The 6,225-nt window shown below is 58.8% G+C and carries 6 protein-coding genes, 3 tRNA genes and 1 riboswitch; of the genes, 6 read left to right on the top strand and 3 right to left on the bottom strand.

The genetic code is table 11. The features are described 5' to 3' along the window. Positions 1-117: 117 nt before the first annotated feature. The 3 genes from JW897_RS18465 to ygfZ form a co-directional block, all read right to left on the bottom strand. A complete protein-coding gene (locus JW897_RS18465) occupies positions 118-1,824 on the bottom strand; it encodes a hypothetical protein (RefSeq protein WP_205467209.1) in 1,707 nt (568 codons plus the stop codon). Positions 1,825-1,990: 166 nt separating this feature from the next. Beyond that, positions 1,991-2,296 carry an H-NS histone family protein gene (locus JW897_RS18460; protein ID WP_205467208.1) on the bottom strand — a complete coding sequence of 102 codons (306 nt, stop codon included), beginning with the start codon at positions 2,294-2,296 and terminating at the stop codon, positions 1,991-1,993. Positions 2,297-2,398: 102 nt separating this feature from the next. After that, a complete protein-coding gene (ygfZ, locus tag JW897_RS18455) occupies positions 2,399-3,436 on the bottom strand; it encodes a CAF17-like 4Fe-4S cluster assembly/insertion protein YgfZ (protein WP_205467207.1) in 1,038 nt (345 codons plus the stop codon). Between the two features lie 195 nt (positions 3,437-3,631). On the opposite strand from ygfZ, the gene JW897_RS18450 reads away from it, so the two are divergent. The 6 genes from JW897_RS18450 to JW897_RS18425 all read left to right on the top strand — a co-directional run bounded on the left by JW897_RS18450 (position 3,632) and on the right by JW897_RS18425 (position 6,178). Then, positions 3,632-3,707: transfer RNA gene (locus JW897_RS18450), tRNA-Asn, on the top strand. 34 nt (positions 3,708-3,741) lie between these two features. Next, positions 3,742-3,817: transfer RNA gene (locus tag JW897_RS18445), tRNA-Asn, on the top strand. A 27-nt stretch (positions 3,818-3,844) separates the two neighbouring features. Then, positions 3,845-3,920, top strand: a tRNA-Asn gene (locus tag JW897_RS18440). A gap of 89 nt (positions 3,921-4,009) precedes the next feature. Continuing rightward, the gene (locus JW897_RS18435) at positions 4,010-4,858 is read left to right on the top strand and encodes a DMT family transporter (RefSeq protein WP_205467206.1); all 849 of its coding nucleotides are present in this window, start codon (positions 4,010-4,012) and stop codon (positions 4,856-4,858) included. 73 nt (positions 4,859-4,931) lie between these two features. After that, positions 4,932-5,387 (top strand): large conductance mechanosensitive channel protein MscL, encoded by a 456-nt coding sequence (mscL, locus tag JW897_RS18430; RefSeq protein ID WP_048414941.1) that lies wholly within the window; start codon positions 4,932-4,934, stop codon positions 5,385-5,387. A 37-nt stretch (positions 5,388-5,424) separates the two neighbouring features. Next, positions 5,425-5,607, top strand: a riboswitch (yybP-ykoY riboswitch). A 1-nt stretch (position 5,608) separates the two neighbouring features. Then, positions 5,609-6,178 (top strand): TMEM165/GDT1 family protein, encoded by a 570-nt coding sequence (locus tag JW897_RS18425; RefSeq protein ID WP_205467205.1) that lies wholly within the window; start codon positions 5,609-5,611, stop codon positions 6,176-6,178. Positions 6,179-6,225 lie beyond the last annotated feature (47 nt).

Raw genomic sequence — 6,225 nt, 5'->3', positions numbered from 1 at the left:
ACAGCGGATATCCACAAAGGGTATTAACCAACCCCCGCCACCCGCCCCGCGAAACCATGAAAAACGGGCCGAAGCTTGGCTTCGACCCGCGTTCAATCTGATCCTACATATAGAGAATCACGGCATGACCGGCAGCTTTTCCAAAGCTTGAACCAGTTCCACCTCGCTTAAACACCAATCGCTGCCCTTATCCATCACTTTGCCAAGGGAGAGCTGAAAATGCTTGCCCTTGGCCGTCATGTAGAACTCCTTGCCCAATACATATAAGGAGAGCGGCAGCAATAAGGCGTTGATCACCTTGCCCGAGCGTTGGCATGGCACGAACAAGGCGATATGTCCCGCCAGCCAAACCTGCTCAGGCGGCAAGGTAGGGTCGATCAACCTTACATCGGTTGGGCGCAATGAAGCCGCCACCGGTCTGCGGCTCAAGGTTTCAACCCCCAGATAGATCTGATCCGCCGAGTTCCGCTTCACCCGGCGCACCACCCCCAGGCTCCAACCATCCATCGATTTCTCGCGAAAGCCAATCAACGCGCCCAGGCCAACCCATTCGTTTCCCATCGCGCCCAAAGTCACGCCAAGCCCGGTTTGGCTGACATTGTCGACTTCCCAGCGCGAAAACTCTTCTTTTGCCGGTTGAGCGACGGCCTCCCCACCCGAGGCCAGCCCCGGCATCGGCGCGCCCTTGTCCCGCTTCCGCGTGGTGACGAAGCCGTAAATACGGATATTGGCCGCATCATCGAAATTGCCGTCTTCCAGCGCGCCCGTTTGCTTGGCCTCGTCCACCACCCTAATCAAACGATGCAACACCGGCAGACGATACGCCACCTCTATGCTCTGCCCTGAGACCGGCACCCGTTCGGCCCTCTCGAAACGCATTTGCTGGGGCGACCACTCCCGCATCAACGCGCGCAAGGTGTTGGCGTCGATACCCGGCTCCATCATTCTTTTGATTTCAGGCGGCACTCTGCCCGCATCCAGCACGATGCTCCAGCCGTGCAGTATCTCGACCAGGTCCGTCGTCCCCCAGTAGCGCGCGGCCTCATCCACCAAGCCGCCCGACGCCCTTGCCGCGGGATGCGGCCCCTTTAAGGAGACCACAAAGCTCGAGTGTTCCGCGCAAGCGCGAGTCAAAGACATGCGGTTGCTCAATACCTGCAACAATTGATAGGCGAAGTGCAACTGCCTGGCGCTGAGATTGCCCCCAGTCAGCACGGCCAGCATGTGCAAGATGAGGAATTGATCTTGGACCGTGGTCGCCGGTTGGCCGTCGCCGAACAAGAATACCGGGACGGAATCGCAGCCATGATGCTCGGCGAACCAATACAGCTGGTTGACCCCCAACCAAAAAGCCTCTTCCGGATTAAAGCTCCGAACCCAGTGCCAGCGGGCATGCTCGCCCAGATAGAACATCATCCGCGACAACACGATGGGCAACAGGGTCAGCACCTTGGCGCCTTCGACCGAGTCGGCGTCGACCGTCAGCACATGCTGATAGCTGTCGATAAAACATTTGCCGTACGCCAGTATCTGGCTTCTCAGTTGCGCTTCCAGCGCTTTGGGCATGCGCGTATTCAGCAAGTACTGCGCGCAGAGGTTTTCATGCAGCGACGCCGTTTCTTGGTTCAGCGCCAATAGCGCTTCGACGCGGTCTACTGAAATATTGTGCCAATCCAGCTCCAATGGCGACAGCAGCGCCACCACGCGCTCATGCGCGGCCGCGCCATGTTCCTTCTTCAAAGCCGCCACAAACTCCCTGGCTGCTTCCGCACTGGCCAATGGGTCGGAGCGACCTTTAGCCCCTCTTGAAAAAAAATCCAGCATAGCCGCCCACTCTCAAGACAATGTCAGCACATTTCAATCACTACGCGAAACAGCTTGAACGTTACATCCATTTATAGCAAGCCTCAAGCCGGACCGCTTGCCGTCGGACAAAGAAAAAGCGCCCATGACAGGCGCTTTCGAAATTCATTGCAAACCCGCAGTTTGCTTAGATAGCCAGAGCTTCCAGGGCCTTGCCGCTGGAGATCCACTCTTGCACCCACACCGGCTTGCGGCCGCGGCCGGTCCAAGTCAGCTCCGGGTTGGCCGGGTGGCGGTACTTGGCTTCCACCGGCTTGCGCACGCCGCCGGTTTTGCCCAGCACTTCTTCCACGCTCAAGCCGTAAGCGCGAGCAAGTTCAATGATTTGTTTCTTGGCTTTGGACTTTTCTTCGCTTTCGCGGCGCTTGATTTCAGCTTCGACATCGGCGCGCAGAGCCACCAGCTGAGTAAAATCCAATTTCGACAGTTCCATTAGCATGTTCCCAAATATATTGTAAGAGTAGTGGTGCATTACAGATGATAATGTAGCCAAGCCTTTCCACTCAAGTCAAGGAAACAAAACAGAAATTATCAATTAATTCTCCAGCCCCTCATTCAAGGAATAGGGCAGGTTCCGTTGTTCAAGCCTTATTGTATGCGCCTCGTCTGCATAAATACCTTCTTCCCAAGCTTGAAATTGAACCACGGCCAAGCCTTCATATTGCTCCGACGCCACTTGGCAAACCGCCGCCACCATGCCAATCGACTGCCCAGCCACGGACGGGCTATAGAGTTTGGCGCCGATCGCTAGCGGCTGTTTAAATGCCACTTTGAACAAACGCCGCTTCAATTTCCCCAGGTACTGCGACCTGGCGACGATTTCCTGACCCGGGTAGCAGCCTTTCTTAAAGCTCACCCCGCCAATCAGTTCCATATTCGCCATTTGCGGCACAAACTGCTCTTGAGTCGCCAAACCGACCCAGGGAATGCCCGCGTCGATATCCCTCCAATCCCAAACGCCGGAGGAAATCAGGCTCGCGCCATCCGTCAGCCTTTCGCCGACTCGCTCCGCGCCCACCTCGTCCACCGCCAGCGCCCAGCCGGAGCCTGGCAGGCCGATCAGCAGACCCAACTCGACGCCAACCATTTCACGCGGCCCCGCGCTTGCCGCCAATGCGGATTCAATCGCCAGCGCATCCAGCGCCGCCGCGCCCGCAAGGCCAATCAAGGTCAGATTATCCGCAATCGACACCTTCACCTTGGAGCGCAGGACAAACATGCTCAGGCGCTTGGCCACGTAATCGGCCAAATCCGCGGATACCGCCAGGGAATAAACTCCGCCGCTACGCCAAACCAGAAAGCTGGCCAGCATGCGTCCTTTGGCCGTGGAGTAACTGCTGTACTGGGCGCGGTTTTCGTCCGCCAACTCCCGCACATCGCTGGAGAGCTGGCCTTGCAAAAAGGCCTCCGCGTCCTCGCCCGCCACCTGGATGATTTTCCGATTATCCAGAACCGATATTGCGGCGCCGGCGCGCAACGCCTCCAACTGCCGCAAATGAACATTTATTTCCGCCGCATCTTTATTTGCCCGCTGCGCGCGCGCATCCAGCGTGAGCTTTCCGTCCAGATTCATTTAACCCACCTCAAAAACGCGGCTATTCCCGCATTGTCAACAAACGAAATTTTAACGCGTCGCCGCCCCCCTTCGCCAGCGGTGAATTGCCGGCGCGCGCGTCGCCTTCGCGCCGCACGGCGGGAGCGAGCGATTTTCAGCCGCGCAAGTGTTGACAGCCCGACAGGCTGAAGCTATAGTTCGCCCTCACTCAAATCCCTGATAGCTCAGTTGGTAGAGCGACGGACTGTTAATCCGCAGGTCGCAGGTTCGAGCCCTGCTCGGGGAGCCACTACGGCCCCGTTTGAGAATCGCTTGTTTTACATTCCCTGATAGCTCAGTTGGTAGAGCGACGGACTGTTAATCCGCAGGTCGCAGGTTCGAGCCCTGCTCGGGGAGCCAAAACAAGCCCGCGTTACCGCATTATGATCCCTGATAGCTCAGTTGGTAGAGCGACGGACTGTTAATCCGCAGGTCGCAGGTTCGAGCCCTGCTCGGGGAGCCAGATTTCCAAAAGCCACAATCTCAGGATTGTGGCTTTTTCCATTTCCGCTTCCGTTTTACAATCGGCCCACCCTCCCCATTGGAATAATAATGATTTCCAGACCGATTGCCTTTGCCGGCGGCGCCATCTTGCTGTGGGCCTCGCTGGCCACGCTTGGCGCCCAAACCCGCTCTCTTCCCCCTTTTTTCGTGGTCGGCATCTGTCTGTTGATCGGCAGCCTGCTCAGCGTTCGCCGTTGCCGCGACTGGAAAGTGCCCCCGTCCACTTTGCTAGTCGGGATTTACGGCTTGTTCGGCTACCATTTCTTGCTGTTCTTCGCCTTCAGACACGCGCCGGCCATGGAGGCCAATCTGCTGAATTATCTATGGCCGCTGCTGATCGTCATGCTTTCGCCGATTTTGCTGCCCGGCACCTCGCTGCACGGCCGCCATATTCTGGCCGGCATCCTGGGCTTCTGCGGAGCGGCGCTGATTGTCAGCGGGGGCAAGCTCGCCCTGTCCAGCGGACATCTTGTCGGTTATCTGCTTGCCATCGGCGCCGCCGTGGTGTGGTCCACCTTCAGTCTGCTGACGCGCAGGCTGCCCAGCTTCCCCAATAGCGCGGTCGGCGGTTTCTGCCTGCTGTCCGGCCTGCTCTCCCTGCTGTGCCACGCGCTGTTCGAACCCAGCGTCGCGCCCAGCGCCGGCCAATGGCTGGCCTTGTTCCTGCTCGGCATCGGACCGATGGGCGGCGCCTTCTTTCTATGGGACCGCGCGCTGAAAGAAGGCGACCCAAGACAGATAGGCTCTTTGTCCTACGCCACGCCGCTGCTGTCCACCCTGCTGCTGATAGGCACCGGACAGGGACAGCTGAACGCCGTCGCCATGGCCGCCATCGTGCTGATTCTTGGCGGCGCCCTGCTTGGCAGCCTGCCCGTCCGCCCGCGTTCAATGGCCTGAAAACAGGCCAGCGATGGAGCTGCGGCGACTGAATGTCTTATAATGCTTAACGCTATTTAAACAGAGGTTAACCATGTCCATTATCAAAGAATTCAAAGAATTTGCCATGAAAGGCAATGTCATCGACCTGGCCGTCGGCGTGGTCATCGGCGGCGCCTTCGGCGCCATCGTCAAATCGCTGGTGGACGATGTGATCATGCCCCCCATCGGCCTGCTGATCGGCAACGTCGATTTCTCCAATCTGTTCTTCGTGCTGAAAGAAGGCAGCAAACAACTTGGACCTTATGTGTCGGTGGCCGCGGCCAAGCAGGCCGGCGCCGTCACGCTGAACATCGGGCTGTTCATCAACGCCATGGTCAGCTTCACCATCGTGGCTTTCGCCATCTTCATGCTGGTCAAGGCCATCAACCGGCTGAAACGCGAAGCGCCGGCCGCCGCGCCGGCCCCCGCCACCAAAGAGTGCCCGTTCTGCGTATCCAGCATTCCGGAAAAGGCGTCTCGCTGCCCGCAATGCACCTCGCAACTCTAACCACCGGATTGCCCCGCTACGCCAACTGATTTAGAATCGGCTGGTTCTGGGGGAGTAGCCTCGGCGCGATATTCAGCGCCGGCATGCGTCAACAGGCTTGGCCGTCACGGCCATGGCGCATGCGACGATAACTTCCGTTTGGCAAGACCCATGACATGTCTGCGCAACGCGGGGCTGCGGCGCGGGCTTGTCATGGCGTATGCGCAGCCCCCGGAGTTTTCATGGAAGCCTTCCTCATTTCCACCGGCATCGTCGCCCTGGCTGAAATCGGCGACAAGACTCAATTGCTCGCGCTGATGCTGGCCGGTCGTTACCGCAAGCCGGTTCCCATCGTTCTCGGCATCTTCGTCGCCACCCTGCTCAATCATTTCGCCGCCGCCGCGGTGGGTCACTGGCTGATGAGCAAGATAGGGCCGGACCTGATGCGCTGGGGACTGGGCCTTTCCTTTCTTGCCATGGCGGGCTGGATGCTGATTCCGGACAAGCTGGATGAAGACAGCCGGCTGATGGAGCGTTTCGGCGTATTCGGCACCACCTGTATCGCTTTCTTCATCGCGGAAATGGGCGACAAGACGCAGCTGGCCACCGTCGCCCTGTCCGCGCGCTTTCCCGACGCCTTGCTGCAGGTGGTGGCCGGCACCACGCTGGGCATGATGCTGGCCAATGTGCCCGCGGTGCTCTTGGGCGAGGTGGCGGCAAAGAAGCTGCCGCAAAAACTGGTGCACACCATTGCGGCCTTGCTGTTCGCCGGCCTGGGCGTCGTCACCCTGCTGACTCCGCTGCAGATCTGACACATCGCGCAAAACAAAACGGAGGCCGCGGCCTCCGTTTTGTTTTC

Source organism: Chromobacterium alkanivorans (genome assembly GCF_016937655.1).
GTDB classification, from domain to species: Bacteria; Pseudomonadota; Gammaproteobacteria; order Burkholderiales; family Chromobacteriaceae; genus Chromobacterium; species Chromobacterium alkanivorans.
Note: the sequence above shows the minus strand (reverse complement) of the source record. Positions and strands in the feature narration are given on the sequence as shown.

Bases quoted from the DNA above. Each gene is read 5' to 3' on its own strand.
- JW897_RS18465 (WP_205467209.1), bottom strand. From the start codon at position 1,824: ATGCTGGATTTTTTTTCAAGAGGGGCTAAAGGTCGCTCCGACCCATTG.
- JW897_RS18460 (WP_205467208.1), bottom strand. From the start codon at position 2,296: ATGGAACTGTCGAAATTGGATTTTACTCAGCTGGTGGCTCTGCGCGCC.
- ygfZ (WP_205467207.1), bottom strand. From the start codon at position 3,436: ATGAATCTGGACGGAAAGCTCACGCTGGATGCGCGCGCGCAGCGGGCA.
- JW897_RS18435 (WP_205467206.1), top strand. From the start codon at position 4,010: ATGATTTCCAGACCGATTGCCTTTGCCGGCGGCGCCATCTTGCTGTGG.
- mscL (WP_048414941.1), top strand. From the start codon at position 4,932: ATGTCCATTATCAAAGAATTCAAAGAATTTGCCATGAAAGGCAATGTC.
- JW897_RS18425 (WP_205467205.1), top strand. From the start codon at position 5,609: ATGGAAGCCTTCCTCATTTCCACCGGCATCGTCGCCCTGGCTGAAATC.